General features: G+C 51.6%; 16 protein-coding genes. 8 read left to right on the top strand and 8 right to left on the bottom strand.

Going from position 1 to position 22,993, the window contains the following annotated elements; genetic code table 11:
* The first annotated feature begins 73 nt into the window (after positions 1-73).
* From IPN95_22320 to IPN95_22345, 6 genes are all read left to right on the top strand, one after another.
* The gene (locus IPN95_22320) at positions 74-715 is read left to right on the top strand and encodes a hypothetical protein (protein MBK9452103.1); all 642 of its coding nucleotides are present in this window, start codon (positions 74-76) and stop codon (positions 713-715) included.
* A gap of 30 nt (positions 716-745) precedes the next feature.
* Positions 746-1,471 carry a hypothetical protein gene (locus IPN95_22325; GenBank protein ID MBK9452104.1) on the top strand — a complete coding sequence of 242 codons (726 nt, stop codon included), beginning with the start codon at positions 746-748 and terminating at the stop codon, positions 1,469-1,471.
* Positions 1,472-1,476: 5 nt separating this feature from the next.
* Positions 1,477-4,509: a HAMP domain-containing protein gene (locus IPN95_22330; protein ID MBK9452105.1), complete on the top strand. Its 3,033-nt coding sequence runs from the start codon at positions 1,477-1,479 to the stop codon at positions 4,507-4,509.
* Between the two features lie 16 nt (positions 4,510-4,525).
* The gene (locus IPN95_22335; GenBank protein MBK9452106.1) at positions 4,526-7,996 is read left to right on the top strand and encodes a hypothetical protein; all 3,471 of its coding nucleotides are present in this window, start codon (positions 4,526-4,528) and stop codon (positions 7,994-7,996) included.
* Between the two features lie 201 nt (positions 7,997-8,197).
* A complete protein-coding gene (locus IPN95_22340) occupies positions 8,198-9,286 on the top strand; it encodes an undecaprenyl/decaprenyl-phosphate alpha-N-acetylglucosaminyl 1-phosphate transferase (protein MBK9452107.1) in 1,089 nt (362 codons plus the stop codon).
* A 2-nt stretch (positions 9,287-9,288) separates the two neighbouring features.
* Positions 9,289-10,506: a glycosyltransferase family 4 protein gene (locus IPN95_22345; protein MBK9452108.1), complete on the top strand. Its 1,218-nt coding sequence runs from the start codon at positions 9,289-9,291 to the stop codon at positions 10,504-10,506.
* A gap of 133 nt (positions 10,507-10,639) precedes the next feature.
* On the opposite strand, the gene IPN95_22350 is transcribed toward IPN95_22345, so the two are convergent.
* The 3 genes from IPN95_22350 to IPN95_22360 all read right to left on the bottom strand — a co-directional run bounded on the left by IPN95_22350 (position 10,640) and on the right by IPN95_22360 (position 13,674).
* Entirely contained in the window at positions 10,640-11,572 is a 933-nt protein-coding gene (locus IPN95_22350) for a hypothetical protein (GenBank protein MBK9452109.1), read from the bottom strand.
* A gap of 80 nt (positions 11,573-11,652) precedes the next feature.
* A complete protein-coding gene (locus tag IPN95_22355) occupies positions 11,653-12,585 on the bottom strand; it encodes a hypothetical protein (GenBank protein ID MBK9452110.1) in 933 nt (310 codons plus the stop codon).
* A gap of 438 nt (positions 12,586-13,023) precedes the next feature.
* Positions 13,024-13,674 (bottom strand): T9SS type A sorting domain-containing protein, encoded by a 651-nt coding sequence (locus tag IPN95_22360; GenBank protein ID MBK9452111.1) that lies wholly within the window; start codon positions 13,672-13,674, stop codon positions 13,024-13,026.
* Between the two features lie 2,373 nt (positions 13,675-16,047).
* Between IPN95_22360 and IPN95_22365 the strand changes: the two genes are divergently transcribed.
* Positions 16,048-16,356, top strand: coding sequence for a hypothetical protein (locus tag IPN95_22365; protein MBK9452112.1), 309 nt, complete (start codon positions 16,048-16,050; stop codon positions 16,354-16,356).
* Between the two features lie 474 nt (positions 16,357-16,830).
* Here the strand turns inward: IPN95_22365 and IPN95_22370 are convergent, their stop codons facing one another.
* Both IPN95_22370 and IPN95_22375 read right to left on the bottom strand, forming a co-directional pair.
* Positions 16,831-18,879, bottom strand: a complete 2,049-nt coding sequence (locus IPN95_22370; GenBank protein ID MBK9452113.1) for a T9SS type A sorting domain-containing protein — start codon at positions 18,877-18,879, stop codon at positions 16,831-16,833.
* A 295-nt stretch (positions 18,880-19,174) separates the two neighbouring features.
* On the bottom strand, positions 19,175-19,366 hold the full coding sequence (locus IPN95_22375) for a hypothetical protein (protein MBK9452114.1): 192 nt from the start codon (positions 19,364-19,366) through the stop codon (positions 19,175-19,177).
* A 324-nt stretch (positions 19,367-19,690) separates the two neighbouring features.
* Here IPN95_22375 and IPN95_22380 point away from each other — a divergent pair, with 324 nt between their 5' ends.
* Positions 19,691-20,989 carry a polysaccharide biosynthesis C-terminal domain-containing protein gene (locus IPN95_22380; GenBank protein MBK9452115.1) on the top strand — a complete coding sequence of 433 codons (1,299 nt, stop codon included), beginning with the start codon at positions 19,691-19,693 and terminating at the stop codon, positions 20,987-20,989.
* A 14-nt stretch (positions 20,990-21,003) separates the two neighbouring features.
* Here IPN95_22380 and IPN95_22385 read toward each other — a convergent pair whose 3' ends face one another.
* From IPN95_22385 to IPN95_22395, 3 genes are all read right to left on the bottom strand, one after another.
* Positions 21,004-21,942: a hypothetical protein gene (locus IPN95_22385; protein ID MBK9452116.1), complete on the bottom strand. Its 939-nt coding sequence runs from the start codon at positions 21,940-21,942 to the stop codon at positions 21,004-21,006.
* A gap of 16 nt (positions 21,943-21,958) precedes the next feature.
* Positions 21,959-22,735 carry an enoyl-CoA hydratase/isomerase family protein gene (locus tag IPN95_22390; GenBank protein ID MBK9452117.1) on the bottom strand — a complete coding sequence of 259 codons (777 nt, stop codon included), beginning with the start codon at positions 22,733-22,735 and terminating at the stop codon, positions 21,959-21,961.
* 107 nt (positions 22,736-22,842) lie between these two features.
* Positions 22,843-22,993: phosphatase PAP2 family protein (locus IPN95_22395; protein ID MBK9452118.1), on the bottom strand; the 151-nt coding region annotated here is incomplete at its 5' end.

The following is a 22,993-nucleotide window of genomic DNA, read 5'->3' on the forward strand; positions in this document are numbered from 1 at the left end:
TCACCGGATTCGTTTTTTGGATTGTTTTGTATAATTTTCGTAGCTAGTCGGAGTAGTATTTTTTGAATCTAAAATGGCAGCCGAAGTCATTGATTTGATGCTCAATTTGAGCCTGTTGTTCGCGGTACTGATCGCGCCCAGCCTGCTTATGCTGTCTGTTTGGTACAAAAAGAGCCTCGGCAAACCTGTTTTCATCTGGCCAAAATCCGAAATGGTGTTGCTCACGATTGTATTTTTCATCGTGGCCTTGGTGCTGTTTATCGTTGGAGTCTCTTGCATTTTCACCTACTTCGGGTATCTCGATCCCATCCGTTTCGCTGGAATCAACGTGCGGCAGTTCCTGAATTTGGGTCTCTGCTGCAACCTTGCTGTGATTGGGCTCGCGATGGTCTACATGGGCATGCGCAACATGCTTGTGCAAATGGTCATGGAAAAAGGCATCGTGATGACCCGTGGCATTCTGCCGCTCCGGAATTCAGTGAAGCTACTTGAGTGGAGTCAAATCGTTGATTATTACGTCGTTCCTGACTATCCCAATGTCAATATCACCTTCATCGTGGCGGTAGAGCCGATGCGGTTTCAGCGCCAATCGATCAAGGTTCCGGTTTATCTAAAGGATGAGTTCCAGACTTTTCTGGATGAAGGGCTTCAGGCATCCAAGTCGCCTAAAACCGGTTCGGAAATTTCTAGCAGCCGATATTTCTCTGAAAACTGAGGCTTCCCAAATTATTCCTAAATTGAGGGCATGAGACGGGTCTTGTGGACCAAAACTTTCATTTCCCTCGTGAGCGCACTCTTTTTGAGTACGTTGGCAACCGCTTTCCTGATCTGGGAGCGCGGAAAGGACGATGCAAGCCTGATCGCTGATTTGGAACGCAACATTAAATCCGACTTTGTCGATTTGGTGCAGTCGACTTCCAAGGCATCCGAAGAAATCGCCACCCATTACAGCCAAACCCATCTGCTCGGGATTTCTGAGGGCATCGTGCGCATGGCCCTCGACAAGGATTGTCAGCTCACGGATTGGAACAACTCGGAATTGATGCCGTCTCCACGCATCATGGACGACCTTTGTACCTATCCCAATCGCCGGACTCTGCAAGACAAGAACAAGATTTTCTATTTGCTGCGCCACGATGCGCCTCCTTATCAGATCGTTACGCTCATCCCTGTATCCATTGACTACAAGGTCGCGAATGCCTTTTTGCCCGGAAAGATTTTCTTGGGACGCTATGGCAACGACGCTGCCGTGATGGCGGCATCAGACAAATTTGAAGTACACCTGCGACAAGTCGAAGGTGGTGTGCGCGTCTTTGATGGCGCCGATAATTTTGTGTATTGCCTCACGGTCCCCGACTTGGGCATTTTCGTGCAGAGCACCCGGTTGCTCGTTGTGGCCCTTTATTCTGTTGCCTTTGTTTTGCTGCTTTTCGGAATGGTGTCCTTCCTGGAACGAAAGTTTTTTGGATAGGATCGTTGAAAATCAGTGGAATATGGCCGTTTCTTTTGTTCCTTTTTTGTGCACGCATTCTGCTTTTTTATCTCGGGCTCCCGAATTCCTACCTCAATACCGAGGTGTTTTCGCCCAGAATTCTCGCCGTCGGCACCTATTCCCCTTCGTTGGGAGACCTTCTTATCAATGTGGCCATCTTGGTGTTGGCGGTTTGGTTGCTCGTCAAACATTACCGTCGACGCATTTCGCTGCTCTACAAAAAAGCACTGCGCAACGGAATCATTGCCTGGGCGCTGCAATGTGGGATATTGACGATCTGCGTGCTGTTGACACGCGCCTTCCTCACCTTTGTCCAAAACGTGATCGAGCATTCGGTCATCAACTTTGAGTTTGAGAATGTATTTGAGCTGGAAACGTATTCCTACCTCGCATTTGCGATGATTGGGGCCGTTTTGGTGGCTTGGCTGCTGATCTTGCTCGAACTCATGCGTTTCAGTTTTCATTTTTTCAAGGGCAAGGGTAGTGCAGGCAAGATGTTGCTGTCCCTGGCTTGGATGCTGGCGCTCATCTATTTCTTGGTTGGGCTTGACTTCGCTTATCTGGTAGCCTTGCCATTGGTCGTGGGACTTTGCCTGTTGATTTTCGCGCGAACACGGCGGAGCTTGGTGTTCAAGCTTGATCTTCCCAATTTCCTGCTCGTCATTTTCATGTTTAGCCTGCTCGCGATGGTGGGGATTGTCAAAGGCAATGACAGTCGCGCAAATTTCCAGATGCAATTGCTTGCAGATCAGCAGAGTGACGACCACGACCTCATCACGGAGTTTGTCTTTGACCGCGTCGTCGAAGAGGTCGAAGCCGAGGCTTTTTTGTTGGATTATACCGAGGTCAAAGGCTTGGCGCGGCGGTTGAAGGAGCAATTCTTCGAATCCAGCTTCAAGGGGTATGAGGTGCGCATTTTCATCTACGACAAGGATACCGTTTTGCTCGACAAGACGGGCGATTACCGGCCTTACTTATTCCCCAATTCGGATCCGAGCTTGCAACAAATGGGCGCAAGCACCATGACCGACGGGCTGTACCTCGTCAAATATTACAAAGGCCTGTTTGAGAATCTCTACATCGGCCAATTTCAATTGCTGCTGCGCAGCTTGGGTAGCATGACCGTTTGGGTCGAATTGCAGCCTACCGAGATTTCACCCAACCGGCTGTATCCGCAGCTGTTGTTGGATGATCATGTGCGAAATAGGGCCTTGATTGCCAACGACTTCGACTATGCTGTGTACAAGGAGGGGAAACTCTTCCGCAAGCATTCCGATGATCCATTTCCGATCTTTTACAAAGGCCCGTCGGTCGTTTCGGGTGGCAATATCACCTTGCAGCGGGAGGGACGTTACCAACATCTCTATGACCAGGTAGGGAATGGGAAAGTTGTCGACGTCAGACGTCCGGTTTTAGGTGCATTTGATGCCGTCAACGTATTTTCCTACATATTTTACTTCTTTATCCTGGCTTCGATTGCGCTGATGCTGCCGGTTTGGCTCATTCGCATGGTCCGAGGACGGGTTAAGATTCGAAATCTGAGTTTGAAGGCAAGGATTCAGGCATTTTTTCTGATTCTGTCGGTGCTTCCGCTGTTTATCGTGGTGTTTTTTCTCTCGCCTTATATCAAGGAGCATATTTTCAAGGACATTCGACGGGAATTGCAGGTACAAACCCAGCAAATTGCTTCCTATATCCGTGAAGATTATTTGAAATTGCGTCGCAGGTCCACTTCCTACTCCGCTATTCATGGTGGATTGCGCCAAAATCTGAGTGAAACCTTGGAGGAACGGCTCAGTTCGGTCGAAAAAGCATTCGGAAACGACATCAACATCTATTACAGCAATGGAAAGCTGCACCGCACGACGCAGCCCAGTATTTTTGAATTGGGTTTGACGAGCAATTATATGAACCCGGAGGTCTATCGTGCGATTCGCAATGGCAGCATCAGCGACATCGTGATCGAAGACAATATTGGAAATGTCAACTATTTCAGCGGTTTTTATCCGATCATGAGCGATGAACGGAAAATCGTCGGTTTCTTGAACATTCCCTATTACAAAAATCAGGAGAAGGTCAATGAGCAGAGCCTCAGGTTGTTGACGCTGTTGGTCAATATCTATGTTTTTATCTTCCTTGCCATTGGAATCGTTGCCGTCGTGATTTCCAATTCCATTGTGCGACCCTTGGGTTTGCTCAGCCAAAAGCTGCATGACACCAACCTCGGCCGTCTCAACGAACCCATTCAATGGGACAGCAGCGACGAGATCGGCGAAATTATTCAGGCCTACAATGAAATGCTCAAAAAGCTCGCGGATTCCGAAGAACTGCTTTCGCGTAGCCAAAGGGAAATGGCTTGGCAAGAAATGGCCCGCCAAGTCGCCCACGAAATCAAAAATCCGCTGACGCCCATGCGTTTGAGTGTGCAGCATCTCGTGCGCACATGGGCAAGCGACAAACCCGCCAACGAGAAACTGAACACACTTTTTGAAAAAGTCACGCGTACCATTCTTGTGCAGGTGGAGTCATTGGTCAATATCGCCAATTCCTTCAGCCAATTTGCGAACATGCCTGAACCGGTAAAAAGCAAGTTTCCCCTGCAGGCAGTCATTCAAGAAGTGGTGGACCTTTATGCAAATGAAGGGGATGTGCAATTGGAATTGGATATGCCCGTCGAGGAATTCTATGTACATTCAGACCGTGACCAGCTCTCACGCGTGTTCAACAACCTGATTAAAAACGGGAAACAGGCGATTGAACATGAACAGGGCTTGGTTTTGGTGAAAATGACCGTGGAAGGCGATCTTGCGAAAGTGATGATTTCCGACAACGGAAAGGGTATCCCCGAGGAGATCGGCAGCCGTATCTTTGAACCAAGGTTCTCGACAAAGTCGTCGGGCATGGGCCTCGGATTGGCAATTGTAAAGAAGATCGTCGAAGGCGCTGAAGGCAGGATTTATTTTGAAAGTGAAGTCGGAAAAGGAACAAGGTTTTTTGTGGAACTGCCGAGGGGCTAAGCGATGGGCTTGCCTTTTGTTGGGCACAATTTCCTTGCTGTTTTTCCATACAGCCAAGGCACAGAATTCCAAGCTTGTGCAGCAGACGGTGACCCTGCATGTAGATGACACCCTGCACCTTGGACAAACCCACCTCACACCTTATACTTTTTCGATGATGGTCGAGGGCAAACCCGTGCTTGCCAGTGCCTTTGAACTGAATGAAACTGAAGGATACATTGTATTGAAAGACAATTCATTGGATGGTAAAAGTGCAAGTATTACTTTTAGATATTTCCCTGAATTTTTGCAGCAAAGGTTTGCCTTGCGCACGTTCAGGTTGCAAGTGGACAGTACCGGCGAAAAGCGGGAGATCTTTGTAGACGAGTATTACAAAAACGATGAAAGTGTGGTTTTTATGCCGAGTGCGATTCGGCGAAGTGGAAGTATTTCTCGCGGACTGAGTGTCGGCAACAATCAGAGCCTCTCGGTCAACAGTGGATTGCGGTTGCAGTTGGAAGGTGATCTGGGTGATGACCTTAAGTTGCAAGCTGCCATCACCGACGAGACAATTCCCATTCAGCCTGATGGGACCACCCAACAGATCAACGACTTTGACAAGGTTTTCATTCAGTTGATCCGCAAAGACGACAAGGTGATTCTCGGTGACTTTGAAATTGACCACAAAGGCACACAATTCGCCAATTTTTACCGAAACGTACAAGGGATTGGTTTCCGGGTGAAGGGAGACAAAAAGGGGTATGCAGGCATCAATGGGGCCGTTGCAAAGGGCAAATTCCAGACCAACAGCTTTATAGGTCGGGAGGGGATCCAAGGACCCTATCGGCTCACCGGCCGCAATGGCGAACGCTTTATCATCGTCCTCGCCGGCAGTGAAAAGGTTTATTTCAACGGTGCCTTGATGACGCGTGGCGAAGGAAATGACTACGTCATCGACTACAATACCGGCGAATTGACCTTCACGGCGCAACGTTTGGTGACGAGTGCTGCCCGAATTGTGATCGACTTTGAATACACTGACCGCAATTACAACCGCTCGTTGCTTTTTGCCGATTTCGGTGCCGAATTGCTCAAGGGAAAGCTCAACATCAAAGGCAGTTACGGTCGGGATGCCGACAATCAGAATGCACCCATTGAAGGGCCCTTCACCGACCTCGAACTGGATTCCTTGCGTGCCGCAGGCGACGATGCCAATTTGGCGGCTGTAACCGGCGTGGACAGTGTGGGCCCGCCTGACAATCCATCTGCTGTGCGTTACGCGCGCGTGGACAGCGTTTTCCTGGGAAATACCTACGAGGCCTATGTCTTCAGCACTGATCCCTCCAAGGCCGTCTACCGCATCACCTTTTCCAACGTCGGCGTTGGCAACGGTATGTACGTACGGGATGCGAGCCTGGTGAATGGAACGGTTTTTAAATGGGTTGCCCCTGATAGCCTGACATTGCGTCCGCGGGGCGATTATGCGCCGATTCGCGTACTAGTTCCCCCAAAATTGCTGCAAGTCGTCGATGTGGTCGCGGAGTATAAGATCTCGGAAAAATCCTTGGCCTACACCGAGACCGCCCTGAGTTCCAATGATCAGAACCGGTTTTCTTCGATCGATGATGCCGACAATGCCGACCTCGCCAACAAGACCGGCATTCGTGTCGAAGGTCTCAAGGTTTCAGATTCCCTGCAATTGCGTTTGGATGCAAGCCACCGATTTGTCGGGAAGGGATATACCAATTTGGACCGGGTGTACAAGGTCGAATATGGACGCGAATGGAACTTTGATGACCTCGGCGAACGCCTGAATGAGAACGTGAGCGAAGGCATTGCCGAGTTGCGCTACGGTAAATCACTCCGTCTGTTGGGCAATGCAGGCATTCGCACCTATGGGCAACGGCTTTTTTCGATCAAACAGCTGTATGAGTTGGAAAGCAGCCACAAATGGTTGCAGGGCAAGTACACCTTCACGACCGTGGGCACTGAAGACAAGGTCGACTCGGTATTTTCAAGGTGGACCCGCCACAATGGCGACGTGCACAAAGACATCGGAAAGCTCCGTCCCGGCGTCGAGATTTGGTTGGAAGACAAAACGAAGGTCGCCGATGGAATAGCACAGGCAGGCGCATTTCGATTCGCAGACATCAAACCCTACTTCAAAACGATTAAAACCGAGAAGTTGGACCTGAGCATTTTTTACAATTACCGCAAGGAATGGGAGCAGGCCGATTCATCGTTCCGGGAAAAATCCGTTGCTCATACGGAAGGCATGAAGATCATCTGGTCGCCGACATCTACCCTCAACTTTCAGAATACCAGTTCGTTACGGAATTTTAATGTCAAGGATTCCAAATTCCTGGAAAAGGGACTTACCAACAGCCAAACCTTGATCACCAACTTTCAGGGATCGTGGTACACCAACAACCGCGTTCTGTTTTCAAATGTATTGTATGAAGTGACCTCCGAACAAGTCGCTCAAAAGCAGGTCGCGTATATCGAGGTTTATCCCGGGCAAGGCGACTACGAATGGATCGATGCCGACAGCAACGGAGTGCAGTCGCTCGACGAATTCCAGTACAGCATAAATCCCAACAGAAGCAATTTCTATGTCCGAATCCTCATCCCGTCGGCGCAACTGTTTCCGACCACAGCTTTGAACTTCAGCGGAAACTTTAAGATCGACCTTAAAAAGGCCTGGAAACGAACCGAAAGCCCCTTGTTGGAGATCGTGCGGAATACGAGTTCGATCACGAATTTCAGGGTGGCCCAAAAGAAGGCGGCAGGAAGCCAATTCGACAGCTATCTCGTGAGTCTTGGCGACGTTTTTGGGGATACGACCTTGCTCGACGCCCAATACACGTTCCGTCAGGATCTTTATTTCTTCCGGAACGACCCTGTGGGTGACCTGAAATTTTCCTACGGAGACAACAAAAACAAGCTCTTTTTGGTGAGCGGGAATGAGACAAGGAGCCTTCGGTATTGGGGAACGGAGCAGCGTTTGAATTTCGGAAAAAGCAAAAGCATCGAAAACGAGTTTCAGATCGGCAACAAAAGGAGCGAGGCAGCGCAATTTGACAGCCGCAGCTTTGACATCGACTATTGGGAAGTCAAACCAAGTATCAATTTTCAACTCAGCCGCAAGCTGAGGCTCACAACAGGCTACGAATTCAAGCACAAGGTCAATTCCAGCGACAGCACAGAGACAAAGACTACCGTGAACATGCACAAGCTGTCTTTGGACGCAAAATGGAACCTGAAGGACCGCAACAACATTTTCGGAAAGGTTGAGCTTGTGCAGGTTGGCCAAAGGGGCGATGCCGGATTTTCAGCCGAATATGAGCTACGAGAGAGTTTGCAGCCTGGTCTCAATGCGATTTGGCAGGTTTTTTCGACGATTTATCTGAGCAAGGCCTTGGAACTTGGGATCACCTATGACGGAAGGGCTGCGATCGACAAGAAAACATTGCATACCGGGCGTGTGCAGTTAAAGGCATTTTTCTGACGTTCACCCTGAATATTCGTCTGTTAACGGACCAAATGCTCCAATCCTCTTTAAATTGGGCCACAGTGTCGATTTCCGTTGGCAGTGTGGAGGCGTTTGCCTAAATTTGAATAGATTATCAACCAATTTAAGAGCTTGTATCTTCTTCTGCTCATTCTTGTTGTTGCCTCTGCAGTATTTTCGTTTTTACTCAACAAGTTTATGTACAAGTACTCGCGCAACATTGGCGCACAGTACAAAGACGAAAACATAGTCAGATGGGCGGCCACCACCAAGCCAACGGTGGGTGGTTTTTCATTCTTCTTTACTTATGTACTTGCAGGGTTGGTCTTTTGGTTTACGCAGGAGCATGGTGACGGGGTTGCCGTCGAATTCTGGGTAACCATGGCCGTCGTTACGCTCGGTTTTTTTGTTGGGCTCCACGATGATGTTTTTGAAACCAAACCTTTAATCAAATTTCTCGGGCAAGTAGGTTGTGCCTTGATCTTGATCGTATTCGACTTGGGAATCAATTTGTTTGATTTCTGGCCAGTTGACCATTTCCTTACCATCTTCTGGGTGGTTGGGATCATGAATAGCATCAACCTCCTCGACAATATGGATGGAATCACGGGCACGATATCCCTGACGATCGTGATGGCCACGGTCTTGCGAATCTTGTTGCTCGATGGCGACTCTGTAATGAATCCCTACCTGTTTACATTGTTGGCCTCCAGTGGAGCCTTTGTTGGATTTCTCATTCTCAACGTCAAACCATCCAAAATCTACATGGGTGACACCGGCAGTCAATTCCTCGGAGCCTTGCTTGCCGTGATTGGAATCAAGTTTTTCTGGAACTTCGAGGTTGATGGAAAAAGTGTCTATTGGCCGACACGCGCAATTGTGCCGGTGATGCTCTTCCTTGTTCCCATTATGGACACCACTTTTGTGACCTTTGCACGCATCATGCGTGGACAGTCGCCGTTTGTTGGCGGCAAGGATCATTTGACGCATCACATGACCTATCTTGGTGTGGCAGACAAATTCGTACCCTTCGTACTTGGGTTGGTTTCCTTGGTTTCCGGGCTGCTTGCAGTCTTTGGCCTTCGATATCTTTTGACTTGGTCGGTCGTGCAAACAGCCATTTTTGTCGGTTACATCATTGTGGTTTTTGCCATATTCTTCCGGCTCTATAAAAAAGGGGAGCGAATCGGGCTTGCAAAGCAGCGTTTTGCGCGAACCTTCGACCGTGCATTTAAAGAGAGGCAAGATCGTGAACTAGAGCCTGAGGAGGCTCAGCAGCATTCCTGAGAATGCACATTCTCTACATTCATCAATATTTCTGTCCGCCGGGCGGAATCGGTAACAACCGTTCCTTGGAGTTGGCGCGCCTGTGGGTGCAGGCGGGCCATAAAGTGACCGTTCTGACTTCGACCGCTTATTTTCCTGCGCATCTGAAAGGCGGTGATAAGCAGCAAGATCTTGAGATCGATGGAATCCATGTGGTGCCTTTAGCGGTGCCTTATTCCCATTTGATGCGTTTCAGGGAAAGAGTCAAAGCGTTCCTCCAATTTTACCGCAAGGCGCGGCAAATTGCCAAGGGACTTCCCAAGCCGGATCTGATTTATGCTTCTTCGACGCCGCCGACAGTGGGAGAGTTGGGCCGTAAACTTTCCCGACACTGGGAAATCCCTTTTGTCTTTGAAACGGTGGATGTTTGGCCCGATGTTCCAATCGGAATGGGAATTGTGAAGAATCCAGTCCTGAAGTGGTGGCTGAACCGTCGTGTCAACCGGATTTATCGGGAAGCTTCATTGATCGTGGCCCTTTCTGACGGCATGAAGGAACAAATCTTGACGCATGGTGTCGACCCTCAAAAGGTCATCGTCTCTTACAATGGCACCTCTTTGAAAGCCTTTCCTTTTCAGGCAAGAGAAGCCAAGCCAAACTTGAAGATCATCTATACCGGCACTGTGGGCTTGGCGAATGGCGTGGAGGCCATTGTCGATGTCTGCAAGCTGTTGGAAAGTCGCGGGGTGTCTGAGGTGGAGTTTAGCATCTTGGGAGGCGGAAACGACTTGGCAAGGGTAAAAGCGCATGCGGCCAATGTCGAGGTAAAAGGATTGAGATTCCTGGATCCTGTTCCAAAGGAGCAGGTTGCTGATCTGCTCGCCACTGCGGACATCGGTGTTGTGACCTTTGCTCCGTTTTCTGTGCTGCAGGCAAACAGTGCAAACAAATTCTATGACTACTTGGCGAGCGGTTTGCCTGTGCTGCTCAATTACCAAGGTTGGCAGGCGGAATATTTGGAGCAGTGGAATTGTGGGAGAGCAAGCAAGATGGGTGATTTGCATGCCTTCGCCGACAATATTGAATGGCTACTTCAAAATCCAACCGCAAGAAGCGAGATGGGAAAAAACGCAAGACGACTGGCAGAATCCCATTTTGACCGCAAAAAAATTGCCGGGGATTTGCTGGCAGGGTTTCAACGAATTCTCAATTCGGGGCATTCAACACGTGCTGTTGAATAAATGAAGGATTTGTCTTGCGATTTTTTAAATGTTGAAATGTTAATACTGTAAATATCTCACATTCAATTATTTGTGATGTATTTTTGTAATTGTAAACATTTCAACAATCAGCATCACTGAAACGATCATTGATTCACTTGACTTCGAATTCAGCCTTACCGATCATTCGCTTTTCGCAATAGGCGAGGACCTTGTACATTCCCTCAGGATAGTCGAATCCCTTGGGCTGTTCAACGGCGAGGCAAGAGCTTATCCTTTCGCCTTCGTAGTTGATTTTCGTTTTTGAGGTGTATTGCTGGTCTTCTCCGTCATATTTGAAAAAGCCACTTTTGGCGTCGTCCTTCACAAGTTTTCCATCGGGCCCCAAGATTCTTATGTAGACGTCTTTTTCGCCTTTTTTGGTCGTATTGTTTTCCTCAACCACCATGCAAACCTTGATCTCATCCATTTGGCTTGCCCTGAATGAGGTTTCCTCGACCTCGGCTCCGCTTTGCTTCTTGCGGAAAAAGGTAAACGAATGCGCCTTCAGCTTTTGGGCACCTTCCAATTGGATTCCCCGGTATTCACTGACGTTTTGGATACTGTCCCTTTGTCCTGCAGTGGTAGCAAGATCGCCTTGCAAGCTGGCAATTTGCGCATCGCGCTCCTCAAGTTCCTCCTTCAATTCGGCGATTTGGCCTTCGTACTTCTTGACGTAAAACTCAAGTGTTTCCACGCGTCCGCGCAACCTTTCAGCTTCTTGCTGCGAAATCCGGTTACGGGAGAGAAGTGATGCGATTTTCTGCTCTTGTTCCAGAATCAAGGCCTCCTTGGCCTGAAACATCGCCTCCTTTTGCTCAAGTTCGAGGTCTTTGGAATTCATGGCAAACTCAAATTCCTTGAGTTGCTGTTCGACGTTGTCAATTTCAGTGGTAAGTTCTTCTTCTGTTTGAAGACCTTCCTCGACCTCGCCACGCAAGCCCATATTTTGAATCAACAAAATGGTGACTGCGGCCACGAGAATGGAAATCATCACGATCGTAACAATCTTTCCCGTACTGATATTCCTTGGTTTCGGTTCTGACATTGCCTTGCTTCTGGGGTAATGTATCCAATGCGAAAGCCGCAAGTTGTCCCTGCGGCTTTCGCTGAAATCGATTTAAACGATTATTTCACGCTAAACTTTGAATTGCCGATGTCGTAGCCTTCGCAGAAGACGATCACACGGTAGTCACCTTTTGTATAGTCGTAGGAGGCGGGCTTGTCAAAGTTGATACAAACTTTCATGGCTTCCCGATCATAGTTGATCGTAGACTTGGATGAATAGGCGAGGTCCTCGCCATTGGCCTTGAAAAATCCGCTTTTGGATTCCTCACGGATCACCTTGTTGTCGGGACCGATCACTTGCACGAAAATATCCTTGGACCCGCGATCTGCAGCTAGATTTTGGTTGATGTCAAAGCAGATTTTCATCCCGTCAAGTTGGCCTTCGCGGAAGCTTGTTTCTTGAATCTCTTTGCCGCTGACCTTTGTACGATAGAAGTAAAAGGGACGCGCATTCAAGATTTTAGCAGTCTCCAGCTTGAACGACGTTTCGTCCAACTTTCTATTGGTTTCGCTCAGTTTCCCTGAAATCGTGTCTATTTTCCCACCCATCTCGGCAATTTGAACTTCCTTTTGGGCAAGTTGTGTTTTGAGTTCATCGATTTCGGCCTGGTATTTCTTAATGTAATACTCAAGCTGCTCCACTTTACCGCGCAGACGCTCAGCATCTTGCTGCGAAATTTTGCCAGACTTTACCAGCTGATCGATCTTCTTTTGCTTGTCGATCAACTGTTGTTCCTTCTCTGCGAGCATTCTTTCTTTTTCCTCCAATGCAAGGTCCTTGTTTTCAAGGTCTACCTTGTATTCATCGAGGTCTTGCTCGAGATTTTCGATTTCGAAGGTCATTTCACCCACCTCCGTATCCCGTTCTGCCAACGTATTTTTATAGTTGTTGCCTCTGATGTAGAATACGACGACAAGTGCAGCCAATGCAGCGATCAAAACGATGCTGATGATTCTACCTGTATTGATGCCTTTCGGTTGTTCAGAACTCATATTTGAAGAGCTGTTTTAAAGATACAATGCTTTTAATCGGCTCAAAATTACGGAAAACTTGCAAAAACCAAGGTTGTTTTCTGCAATCATGTGCTTGATTCTATACGCTAGTCTATTGGGATGGTTGGGCTCTTCAGCATCTAGAATCGGTTGTGCGGAAAAATAAAACCGGGTCGCGGAAAAAAAAAGATATGTTTCCAATCCAGCGGTATCAAAAGAGCCCTGCCATGATAAAAATGCAATTGAGACGATTATACCTGGGCGGGCAGGGTACGGATACAGCCGGGGACATATCTGCTGATTGAGACTACGCTCCGCGATCCCGGTTTTGGACATGTAAAGAGCTTATCTACCAATTTAACGAAAAAAGTAATTCGTTCAAAACAAAAAAAGTCGGCCGATCAAATTGACCGGCCGACTTTTTTTATTTTGAGCAAATCAATGCGTCACGACAAGTTTTTTGCTGAAAACTTGATCACCCGCAATCAGTTGGCAGAAGTAAACCCCTGTAGCGAGGTCAGCCGTTTCCAATGTTGCGATATGTGAACCAGCATTGAACTCGCCTTGAGCGATCACGGCGACTTGTTGTCCGAAGGCATTGGTAACCACCATGGAAATTTCCGTCACGGCAGGCAATTCAAATTGAATGCGGGCAGTGCCGTTGGTAGGGTTGGGGTACCAGTCATACAACACCACGTTGCTGTTGACCGAATTGTCCACGGAAACGATGCATACAGGAGTGGATCCTGGCGTTGAAAACGAGGTCCAACCGAGTTCCATTAAAGGCTGATAGCACCAAATGTTGGGATCACTCAAATCGACCGTTACGTCATTGCCAAAGTACCAGAACTTTGCTGGGAGATTGGGATCATTTTGCAACAATTCGAGCACAACCACAGGAACCTCGTGAACGTTTCCGTTTTCAACAACGATCGGAGCAAGCGTTGGATTCAGAACCCGGCCTTCCCAGATAAGGTCTCCGTCGGTGATCAACTGCGGGTAGGTCTGCATATTGGTTGTTAGATCTTTTGCAACCATTCTCAGGTTGGGTGCAAGGTTGCCAGATTCGCCAAAACCAATACCATTCATGGAACCGGTGAAAACCGAGGTATCGGAATCGACCCAAGTGAAATAAAGGTGTTCGCCTGCATCGTCACGGGCAACTTGACAGAAGTTGTGGGTTTTCTTGAAATTTTTTTTCCTTTGAAAAGGGTTTTTTTTAAAAATTTGTCCCCCCGGGGGGGGGTGGGGGGGGGGGCGGGAACCCCCCGGGGGGGCGGGGGTGAAAAGCCCCCCGGGGGGGGTCGGGGAAAAACGGGGCCGGGGGGGGGGGGGGGGGGGGGGGGGGGGGGGGGAGGTCGGGGGGGGGCGGGGGGGGGGGCGGGGGGGTAAAAAAAAGGGGGGGGGGAAAAACGCCGCCGCGGGGGGGGCCGGGGGGTTTCCCGGGGGGGGGGGGGGGGGGGGGGGGGGGGGGGGGGGGTTTCGGGGGGGGGGGGGGGGGGGGGGGGGGGGGGAAGGGGGGGGGGGCCCGGGGGGGGGGGGGGGGCCCGGGGGGGGGGGGGGGGGGTGGGTTTGGGTTGGGGGGGGGGGGGGGGGCCGGGGGGGGGTTGGGGGGTTGGGGGGTTGGGGGGGGGGGGGGGGGGGGGGTTGGGGGTTGCGGGGGCCGGGCGGGGGGGGGGGGGGGGGGGGGGGGGGGGGGGGGGGGGGGGGGTTCCCGGTCCGGGGGGGGGGGGGGGGGGGGGTTTGGGGGGGGGGGGGGGGGGGGGGGGGGGGGGGGGGGGGGGGGGGGGGGGGGGGGGGGGGGGGGGGGGTGGGGGGGGAAGCCCCGGGGGGGGGGGGGGGCCGGGGGGGGGGGGGGCTGGCCCCGGGGGGGGGGGGGCGGCCCGGGGGGGGGGGGGGGGGGGGGGGGGGGGGGGGGGGGGGGGGGGGGGGGGGGGGGGGGGGGGGGGGGGGGGGGGGGGGGGGGGGGGGGGTGGGGGGGGGCGGGGGGGTGGGGGTTTTGGGGGGGGGGGGGGGGGTTTGGGGGGGTTTGGGGGGGGGGGGGGGGGGGGGGGGGGGGGGGCGGGGGGGGGGGGGGGGGGGGGGGGGGGGGGGTGGGGGGGTTGGGGGGGGGGGGGGGGGGGGGGGGGGGGGGGGTTTTTTTTTTGGGGGGGGTGGGGGGGGGGGGGGGGGGGGGGGGGGGGGGGGGGGGGTGGGGGGGGGGGGGGGTTGGGGGGGGGGGGGGAGGGGGGGCGGGGCTGGGGGGGGGGGGGGGGGGGGGGGCGGGGGGGGGGGGGGGGGGGGGGGGGGGGGGGGGGGGGGGGGGGGGGGGGGGGGGGGGGGGGGGGGGGGGGGGGGGGGTGGGGGGGGAGGGGGGGGGGGGGGGGGGGGGGGGGGGGGGGGGGGGGGGGGGGGGGGGGGGGGGTGGGGGGGGTTCCCGGGGGGGGGGGGGGGGGGGGGGGTGGGGGGGTTCTTGGGGGGGTGGGGGGGGGGGGGGGGGGGGGGGGGGGGGGGCGGCGGGGGGGGGGGGGGGGGGGGGGCGGGGGGGGGGGGGGGGGGTCCTTGGGGGGCTGGTGGGGGGGGTTGGGGGGGGGCGGCCCGGGGGGGGGGGGGTGTGGGGGGGGGGGGGGGGGGGGGGGGGGTGGGGGGGGGGGGGGGGGGTGGGGGGGGGGGGGGGGGGGGGGGGGGGGGGGGTTTTGTGGGGGGGTTTTTTTGTGTTGGTGGGGTTTTTTTTTCAATGGTGATCGGTGCGGAACCACCTCCATAGGTGCCACGGAAAGTCAAAACTGGGCTAAGATAGGTAACATCCCAGGTGGCTCCGCCGTCTGGAGTATAGATATCCGCCATGAACTTGGCCAGACCTGAAGAGATGGCAAATCCGCCACCAAAGGTTCCGATGATATTGGCCATGTGCACGTTGCCATCCCTATCGACGGTCATGTCAAAATCAAAACCTCCAATGGCGCGGCCGTCAGACGCAGGATTGCCAAGCGAGTCAATCCACAACGTTTGAAGGCTGTCGGCGATCCAAGAAATTGCATCAAGGTCCACTTCCATCGCAGAACCCCAAGTATCACCACCGTCAGTGGTTTTGAGGAACACGGGCAACAATGTTTCATTGTTGGTGTTGGTACCGGCAAGCACATTGGCCATCATGCCGATGTATCCCGTCATGCCATCTGGGGAGAATGCAATGTTGGGACCCACCATTGAAATCGAGCCGTCAAATGTTTTGTCAAAGCCTGGATCCAATTTATGCTCCAAAACCCAATCCATGTCGGATGTACCTGTGTTATAAGTGCCTTTGTAAACGCGGAGCGAATCCATGGGATTGGTTCCATCAAAGGAAATGTCGATTGCCCAGAATTCGCCAGGCAAGCCCTCGCAAAGTCCGCCAGGCAGCAATACCGGCTCACCATCGAATTGATAGTGTTCAGTAGCGGTTGGTGCTGCTGAAGTTGAGATGTCAGAAAGACCATTCACTTGACCAATCCAACCCGGAGTGGGAAAACGATTGGTAGGCGCAACGTAAACCAATTTCTCATTCAACGGATTGGAAGTCCCGGTTTCATTGAAAAAGGAGCAGTTTGGGTAGCGACCGTAGTTGGTGTAAATGGTTTGCAATGGCCCAATGTCATTGCTGAAGGATGCACCGTTGTCGATGGAGATGTCATAGCGAAACTTACCATTCTCAGTGCCGGCACCTCCAAAGACAGTGATGTCTTGACGGTGAATAAAAGCCACTGCGTCCGTCAAGTTGTCGACTGCTACCTGATTTTGTTCTCCGCGTAGCGCAGTGAGCGCATTGCTGGCAGTACCGAGGCCAACGGGATTCACTGCGCTGACTTTTCCATTCGTATGCGAAACTGGAGCAATCGGAGTGATTTCATGCGCCAACATTTGGTGTTGGTCATGAAAGTCAGAAACCAGCTTGTCAAACCGAGGTTTGAAGGTTTCCCGAGCATTGAGCTGTTCGGTGGTAGCGACCGCCTTGGGAGCGGGTCGCTGTGCCTGCCCCAAAAGCGGCAAGCCGGCAAGGATGCAAACTGAAATACGTAAAAGATTTCTCATATTTTTAATTGTAGTTGAATAGAGCATTAAAGTAGTGCTTTTTGAGGAATTTGCCAACAGCATTGCCGTTCCAATTCAATACACAGATCAATTTTAAGGGGAAAATTGCCTCCGCAGGGGGCCTTTCTTGCTGAATTGCAAACAAAAAAAAGGGGCCGACGTTGTCGGCCCCCCTTTTTTTATGATTGAACCCAATTACTTGGCGACAACCAATTTCTTGCTGATCACTTGACCATTGGTGCGGAGGTTGTAGAAATACACGCCCGAAGCCAATTCCTCAGTGTTAGCAACAACGCGGTGAGCACCAGCGGCATATTCGCCATTGGCAAGCACTGCAACTTGCTGACCGTAAACGTTCACCAAATCCATGGATACATTCGAGATTGCTGGCAATTCGAAGGTGATCACAGACTGATTGGCGGTTGGGTTAGGGAATGCATTGCCCAACACCACGTTGCTTTCGACGTTGTTGTCAACACCGACTGCGCATGGAGGAGTTGCACCGGCAAATGCAAAGGCATCCCATGAAAGGCTCATGGAAGCTGGGTTGCACAAAGAGCTGGCGCAGATCGTAGCATCGTTACCGAAGTAGTAGAAGTTGGTTGGGTCGACTGGCTCGCTCGCAGGCAATTCTGTGATAACGATAGGTAGCTTGAAGCAACCTTGGCCATCGCTCAACACGGTAGGAGCCATTGTAGGCCAGAGTGCACGACCTTCCCAGATCAAGTCGCCGTCAGTAACCAACTTAGGGTAGCTCTGCTCGCCAGTCAAGACGTTCATTGCTGCAATACGGAGGTTAGGTGCAGTGTTGTCGGATTGACCGAAACCGATACCATTTTGGTTGCCGGTTACAAGTGCGGTGTCAGAGTCAGACCATGCATAGAAAATGTACTGACCATCTTCGCTGCGTGCGATTTGGCACTGATTGTCCATAGATGCTGTGCTAGCAGTACTACCAAAAGTAGCTGTACGGAAGGTCAACACTGGGGAGATGTAAGCAGCTGTCCAAGTTGCACCACCGTCTGGGCTGTAGATATCGGCATAGAACTTCTCGATGCCGGAAGCGATCGAATAAGCCTGGCCAGAACCATGTGTACCTACGACGGTACCCAAGTGAGGATTGCCATTGGCATCGACGGTAAAGTCGAAGTCAAATGAGCAGGTTGCGATACCGTCAGAAGCAGGGTTGCCAAGTGAGTCGGTCCAGAAAGCCTGAAGGCTGTCTGCGATCCAGGGAACGCTGTTCAAGTTCATTTCAACAGGAGTGCTCCAAGTTGCACCGTTGTCGGTGGTTTTGGAGAAACATGGGGAGTAAACTTCGTCAGTACCACCGGTAAGGTCGCCCAACCATGCTACCCAGCCAACGCTACCGTCAGGTGAGAAGGAGATGTTTGGTCCGATCATGTACACAGTACCGTCAAAAAGCGTATTGTGCGCGGGGTTCAAAGTGCCAACTTGTGTCCAAGCTGCGTCGCTTGAACCTGAGTTGTAAACACCTTTGAATACAGTCACAGGACCGTTCAAGTCAGCACCGTTGTATTCAAAGTCAGCTGCCCAAAACTCGCCTGACAAACCTTCAGTAAGGCCGCCTGGGAGCAGGGTCAACGTCGTTTGGAAGTCATAGTGCTCGGTGGCTGTTGGTGAACCTGAGGTAACCAATGAGCTCACGCCATTGAAGTGACCGTCCCAAGAAGCTGCCAAAGTTGGCGCATAAGGAATGATCTTGGCATCCAAAGGATTGGTGTTTCCTGCTGGATTGTAGATCATACCGTTTGGATAACGGGCTGGCAAAGTCATCGTTGGATTCAACGTGCCGATGTCGTTGTTGAATGTCGTACCACCATCGATGGATACGTCATAGCGAAGGTTGCCGCTTGATCCACCAAAGACAGTTTGGTTGTTGCGGTGCATGAAACCAACAGCATCAATGGCATCGTTGGCAAACACTTGGTTTTGCTCGCAGCGCAAAACGGTGAAGGCATTGCCAGCGGTGCCGATGGTCACAGGGCTCACAGCTGAGACTTTACCATTTGGTGAAACCACAGGTCCGGTAGGCAAGCTGGTTGCGCGCACCATGGACTGCTGTTCCACATCGTGGAAAATCATCATGTTTTTGACATTAAAAGCAGTCGCATTGAGCTGCTCAGGGCTTGCAACGTACTTCTGCTTCACAGGCGCATTTTGTTGCCCGAAAACTGAAGTAGCCACCAGCCCAGCAAGAGCGAGTGTAGTAAATTTCTTCATACTCATACAATGTCTCAAATAACTTTAAAGTTTCTACTAATGTTGTAATGCAAATCAAGAACAATTCGCAGTATCAAGATCACAAACTTAACGAATTCGCAGGAAAATTCAACACTTTTTATTTACCCAAAATGCATTTTAGGTTGAATCTTTTTCCACAACGATTCGCCAATTAGCGCAATTCTGTACAAATTTCTCCTTTTGAGGAGAATTCAGTAAAGCAAAAAAGGAGCCCCTTGGTTGAAGGACTCCTTTCTCATTTTTCGTTTCTACGAGGTACGCGGTCGCGCGTCGCTCAGCGGTTGGGACGGAAATGCGTATCCTCCAATGCAACCACCGTACGCGGATTTGTATTGATGATATGTACGCCATAGGCATCCTCAGGATTAGATGCAGGCAATACCGTTGCAGCTCCTTCCGTCATTGGCGGATGGGTGGGGTTAAACATTCCGAAAAACCAAGTTAACAGTCCAAATAAGGCATTCATGGCAATGTGTTTTAAAAGTCCTACCTAAATTCTAAAGCTAATATCGCTAACGCAAACGCACTGTTACAACCTTAAACACTCCGTTGAATTACGCAGTAATCAGGGGGTGAATTGACAATAAGATCCAATTCTGGTCGCCTGAATCGTTTTTGCCTTGCTTAGAAATCGAGTTCGATTACGCACTCGATTTGAATTGTCTCCAACAAAAACACTTTTTTTTACCCCCTAAACTTGCCAAAAAACGGATTAGCTTTGCTTTTTTCCTTCGATTTCTCTCTGGAGCCGAGCCGCTTGAAAATTAAAGATACATCGATCACACGGATAATGCAAAGTTCATCTTCTGCATTTCAGGTGTATCAGGTGTCACGGTATGGTTCTTTGTTGCTCGGAGCCGTGTTGATGGCGTGGCTGGGTGCAGAAAAAGAGGAAATCAATCATTTTGAAACACTTCTGCTCATCAGCGGATCCGTCACTTTTTTTTGGGTCGGGGGTTTGCTTGACGGTTTCCTGCTGCTTTACAAACGAAATGCCGAAGGCAATGCCCTTGGTATCCTGAGAGATACGCAATGGGCCGTCCTCACCCTGGCCCTTTTGAGTACATTGGCTTTTTTCCTCGTCGGATACTTTGCCTATCCTCAACTTGATCCCGGAATCCTTGGAATATTTGCCCTGTACCATTGTCTCGAAACCATGAGCCATCAATTTCCCTACCAATTGGTGGCTACAGGACGTTCAAAGGACTTGTTCCAATTTGCTGCAGTCAGCGGATTGGGTTACGTACTTTGTATCGCTGTGCCACTCGCGGCAGGTTGGGGAATGGAAGGGATAGTTCCAATGCTGTTGCTGCTCGTGGTTGCCAAGACGACCTGGGGTTTTCAGCGCTTAGCCAATCAAGGTTACGGAAATCAAACCGCAAGCGAATCCTACCGCGCGCTCTGGAAAATCAGCCTGCCATTGGCACTCACGACTTTGCTGAGTCAAAGCGCGGTGTACGTCGACGGGTTTCTCGTGGAGACCTACTTTCCAGATGCCTTTGTCGATTTCCGCTATGGCGCCAAGGAATTTCCGCTTGTACTCTTGCTCGCAAACTCCATGAGCATTGTAAAGGCGGGCGAAATAGCTGCGGCGCATGGTACCGGTAAGCTGATGGATGCTTTCCAGGATCTGAAAAAAGCATCTTCACGCTTGATATTGAGCATGTTTCCTATCGCGATTGCTTTTCTTCTGGCGAGTGGTCCGTTGTTTGCATTCGTATTCAAAGGCCGGTTTCCATTGGCCGTGCCCGTTTTTGATTTGTTTCTCCTGCTCACGATTCCAAGGTTGATGTTCCCGCAATCGATCATCCGTGGCTATCACAAAACGTTTGCGATGACCTTCAGCGCCGGCGTCGAATTGGTCATCAATGTGGTCTTAAGCCTGATTTTGATGCAATACTTTGGAATCGCAGGCATCGCGGCGGCTACTGTGATCGCCTTTTTCGCCGAAAAAATCATCCTGCTCACCTATACCCAAGTAAAGTTGGGAATCGGATGGACCCGGTACGCCCCAGTCCTTCAGTGGGCGTTGGGGAGCGGTTTATTGCTTGCACTTTGGCTTGTTAAGTACCTGGTTTTTCCATTCTAAGGCGATCGGGCCGATTAATCCTGAAACAAATGTGCATAGCCGGGCAAGGCCTGTGCTCCACCGCTGTGAATCACAAGTGCAATGCTGCAGTGCGACATTTCCTCCAAAATTTTCTCTGCCGTCGCCAAGTGCTTCGCTGAATAAATCGGATCCGTGAAAATGCCCATCCCGGCGAAGCGCTTGATCGCTGCGATCACTTCGGCGTTCACGCTGCCATAAGACCTCCCGAATGCAGGCCGATGCAATAGCATACGATCCCTCAGGTCAGGCAAGGGGCGTTCAAACAATTCGGCATACCAAGCTCTGTAAGTCTCGAATTTCTGTAAAAACACTTCCTCCTTGTCGGCCATCAAAGTGATATGGACCTTGGCTTTCATTCCCAAGTCAAACATCCCGAAAAGCAAAGCAGCTGCACTGAGCCCCGTTCCTGCGTCGATAAAGATGTCGGTAAATTCTCCGGCTTCTTCTTCATTCCTGCGAATGTCGGCTGCCAAGGTCATCGCCCCGGCCAAGGCCTCCTTGACACAGGCCCCTTCAGGAAGGTACAGCGCACGATTACCATCCGCCCGGCATGCTGCAACAAATTCAGCAGCAAGCTTTTCCACTTCCGGCCATTGTGCTGAATCGATCAGGTGCCATTCGTCCCGCGGGACAAGCAAACTCAGCAAAAATTGATTCGTTCCCTCCGCATGACCTTTTTTGAGGAATGGAACCGGCCGAATGCCGTTTTCGCGCAGCAGCATGGACGCCGACAACATTTGGTTGCTGTTGGCGCTGCCAATCAAGGCAACCGTTTGTATTCGGCGCGTTTGGAGCCAAGGTAGGATGGAGGCGTACTTCCGGAGTTTGCCACCCGTCATGCCAAAGCGAACCTCGTCTTCGCGTTTGAGGTGGACTTGGTGCCAATGCGGACCATAAAAATGCCACCATCCGCCGAGGCGGGTTTGCGGCACGAGGTCCCAGTCGATGTTATTTGCCTTGATAGGTCGGTTTCCTTTTTTCTACGAATGCATTCACGCCTTCCTGATAATCCTCAGTGCGGCCTGCGGTTTCCTGCCCGAATTTTTCCTGCTCCAGCATATCGTCGAGCGACGACTCAAAGCTGCGGTGCAACATGCGTTTGATCAGGCCGATGGCCTTGGTCGGGGCATTGGCGTAACGCTGCGCGATGGCAGCAACCGTCTCGTCGAGTTGCTCGGCCGGTACGACCTGATTGACCAATCCAAGACGATACGCCTCTGCGATCGGAAGCTTCTCACCCAAAGTCGCGATTTCGAATGCTTTTTGGCGGCCGACGAGTCGGGGAAGGAAAAAGGACGATCCGCTGTCAAGCACCAAGCCAATATTGGCAAATGCCCAGACCATCGAGGCGGTATCGACGGCGACGACGTAGTCGCAAGCCAAGGCCAAGCTCGCGCCCGCGCCTGCGGCAACGCCATTCATACGGCAAATGAAGGGCTTTTCGGTTTGCGTGATCAATCGCACCATGGGATTGTAGCGTTTGTCAACCGATTCGCCCAGACTGCGTTTCGTTCCGACCACTGCCTGTAAATCCTGCCCGGAGCAAAATGCCTTGCCCGCGCCCGTGAGCACGACCGCACGCACCCCCGGATCCTTGCGCGCCTCCTTGAGGGCATCGATGAACTCAAAACTCATCGGATTGTCAAACGCATTGTAGCGTTCGGGCCGGTTGAGGGTGATTGTCGCGACCTTGTCTTTGACTTCGTAGAGCAGGATTTCAGACATATATATAAGGTATCAAACTGCCGATTGCCGACGTCCGAAATTTAAGAAGGATTCGGGGAATTGGAAATGGGATTTGCTAGCCTTCGAATCCGGGTTGAGGCTTTTGCTCAATTCCAAGGAAACGCTACCACGATCACCACTGCGGCCGCGACACCGGCTGCCCATCCGACGACAATCTGCAGCCAATCGTGGGACTTCACGCGCATTCGGGCCCAAGCGATGCAGAGTGAGAGACATAGTGTGAGTGTGAAAAGAGCC

This window comes from Bacteroidota bacterium, assembly GCA_016718825.1.
In the GTDB taxonomy this organism is placed as follows: Bacteria; Bacteroidota; Bacteroidia; order J057; family JADKCL01; genus JADKCL01.

Bases quoted from the DNA above. Each gene is read 5' to 3' on its own strand.
- IPN95_22370 (MBK9452113.1), bottom strand. From the start codon at position 18,879: ATGAAGAAATTTACTACACTCGCTCTTGCTGGGCTGGTGGCTACTTCA.
- IPN95_22340 (MBK9452107.1), top strand. From the start codon at position 8,198: ATGTACAAGTACTCGCGCAACATTGGCGCACAGTACAAAGACGAAAAC.
- IPN95_22360 (MBK9452111.1), bottom strand. From the start codon at position 13,674: ATGAATGGTATTGGTTTTGGCGAATCTGGCAACCTTGCACCCAACCTG.
- IPN95_22375 (MBK9452114.1), bottom strand. From the start codon at position 19,366: ATGAATGCCTTATTTGGACTGTTAACTTGGTTTTTCGGAATGTTTAAC.
- IPN95_22325 (MBK9452104.1), top strand. From the start codon at position 746: ATGAGACGGGTCTTGTGGACCAAAACTTTCATTTCCCTCGTGAGCGCA.
- IPN95_22350 (MBK9452109.1), bottom strand. From the start codon at position 11,572: ATGTCAGAACCGAAACCAAGGAATATCAGTACGGGAAAGATTGTTACG.
- IPN95_22345 (MBK9452108.1), top strand. From the start codon at position 9,289: ATGCACATTCTCTACATTCATCAATATTTCTGTCCGCCGGGCGGAATC.
- IPN95_22355 (MBK9452110.1), bottom strand. From the start codon at position 12,585: ATGAGTTCTGAACAACCGAAAGGCATCAATACAGGTAGAATCATCAGC.
- IPN95_22320 (MBK9452103.1), top strand. From the start codon at position 74: ATGGCAGCCGAAGTCATTGATTTGATGCTCAATTTGAGCCTGTTGTTC.
- IPN95_22380 (MBK9452115.1), top strand. From the start codon at position 19,691: ATGCAAAGTTCATCTTCTGCATTTCAGGTGTATCAGGTGTCACGGTAT.
- IPN95_22390 (MBK9452117.1), bottom strand. From the start codon at position 22,735: ATGTCTGAAATCCTGCTCTACGAAGTCAAAGACAAGGTCGCGACAATC.